The sequence below is a fragment of the Streptomyces sp. RP5T genome, assembly GCF_003933965.1.
GTDB lineage: Bacteria > Actinomycetota > Actinomycetes > Streptomycetales > Streptomycetaceae > Streptomyces.
On the sequence record NZ_RSAJ01001035.1, the window covers coordinates 1 to 1,581 of the forward strand.

At 64.8% G+C, this 1,581-nt stretch carries 3 protein-coding genes; all 3 read left to right on the forward strand.

The window, feature by feature from the left end; translation table 11 throughout:
- The first annotated feature begins 145 nt into the window (after positions 1 to 145).
- Positions 146 to 493 carry a hypothetical protein gene (locus EHS43_RS44210; protein ID WP_125196020.1) on the forward strand — a complete coding sequence of 116 codons (348 nt, stop codon included), beginning with the start codon at positions 146 to 148 and terminating at the stop codon, positions 491 to 493.
- A complete protein-coding gene (locus EHS43_RS44215; RefSeq protein ID WP_125196021.1) occupies positions 490 to 750 on the forward strand; it encodes a hypothetical protein in 261 nt (86 codons plus the stop codon). The genes EHS43_RS44210 and EHS43_RS44215 overlap by 4 nt, the downstream gene beginning before the upstream one ends.
- A gap of 223 nt (positions 751 to 973) precedes the next feature.
- The gene (locus EHS43_RS44220) at positions 974 to 1,567 is read left to right on the forward strand and encodes a hypothetical protein (RefSeq protein WP_260471009.1); all 594 of its coding nucleotides are present in this window, start codon (positions 974 to 976) and stop codon (positions 1,565 to 1,567) included.
- Positions 1,568 to 1,581: the final 14 nt, after the last annotated feature.

Below are 1,581 nucleotides of genomic sequence, written 5' to 3' on the forward strand. Positions count from 1 at the left end.
GGCTGCAACCGTGTCTTCCGCTCACCCACTCCAGGACGGTGCCGTGACTGCCGCACTCCCGCTGCCTCCACCACCTGAGCCCGCAGTGCCGGGCCACTGTCCCTCAGCCCGGCTACGCTGGCCGGGGCACCCTCTGGAGGACACCATGAGCACTCAGGCCGACCACGGAAACGAACTGATCCCTCGTCCCGAGCTGACTCCTGATGCCCTGCGTGCAGCCCTGGCCGTCGTCGCGCCAGGCCGCCTGGACGAAATGCAGGCGACGAAGGACGAGGCATTCGCCAAGGCAGTCGAGTGGCAGTCCGTGAGCCCGGTCCAGAGCTGGGTTTTGAGTTGGGCTCAAGAGATCGAGATCGCCCGTCGCCCAGATCTGTCCGCGCGCTACAACCAGGCGCAGAGCAACCTGGAACACGAGGATCCGGCCATCGCCTGGGAAGCCCTTCGCGAGCTGAGCGCCGTTCTCGACGAATCGATGAAGGCAATCCGCGAGTGAGCTGGAAATGGGAGTACGCCTTCGGAGCCGAAGAGGCCGCCCGTTCCCTTCCGCCCGACTTCCTGGCCGCCATCGAACGTGTGGCCGACGAACTGGTCAGGGCGGCCGAGGCTCTCCATGTCCACGGCCGGGCCTATGAGGGCTTCGATCCTCAAGGCCGCCAAATCCCCGTCCCCGGAGGAGGCATGATTCGGTACCAAGTGATCGTGCGAAGCGAGCGTGTCTACGTCGTCCAGATCACCTACCTGGGTTTCTGAGGGGCCAGAACGATCGAGGCGCACGATCCGGAAACCGAGGAGCCGGAATCGGCCACCTTCCGGTGACCGGGTCACCTCCCGCTTGACTCACCCCCGTACGACTCGGCAATCGTGCTCGTAGTGATCGTGACGGAAAGTCGCACGGGGGTTACCCATGGCCGTTCCCAGACCGCAGACGCCTCAGTTCGAGGCGTTCATGACGAACCTGTCGTACGCGCGGCGCATGGTCGAAGCGGGCAGGATGCTGACCCCGCTCAAGTCACCTTCGATCGACATTGACGACTTCTACCGGGCGGCCTGGGTGCAGGCGGTGGCCGCCATCGACCACTGGCTGCATGAGGAAGTCCTGCGCCGAGTCTCCGAGTTGGCCGCCAAGGACAGTCCCGACATGCCGTACCAGCTGAGGGTCTACGAGTTGCCGCTGCACACGATCGAGGCGGTGAGGCGCGGCGCCGTTACGGTGCCCGAAGCTGTCGTGGAGCACCTGCGTGACAAACTCGCGGCGCAGTCGCTCCAGCATCCCGGAAAGATCTCCGAGATCCTCAAACTCGTCACGGAGAAGAAGGTCTGGTACGAGGCCGCCGGCTGGATCAACCGGTCCTTCTTCCAGGGACGCACGTCACTGAACGAAAAGAAACTTCGCAGCCGCTACCTGGAGATCACTCAGCGGCGCAACAAGATCGCACACGACGCCGACCTGATCGACGGTGATCTGGAGCAGCGCCGCCCCATCGACGAGGCGAGCGTGAATGACGCCATCGACTGGATCGAGCGGATCGCGCTCGCCATCGCCCACGTGCTCGACGACGAGGGGTGACGCAGGGGTGGGGC

What these genes read in the sequence shown, in the direction of transcription:
- EHS43_RS44210 (WP_125196020.1), top strand. Translation starts at nt 146, where the DNA reads ATGAGCACTCAGGCCGACCACGGAAACGAACTGATCCCTCGTCCCGAG.
- EHS43_RS44220 (WP_260471009.1), top strand. Translation starts at nt 974, where the DNA reads ATGGTCGAAGCGGGCAGGATGCTGACCCCGCTCAAGTCACCTTCGATC.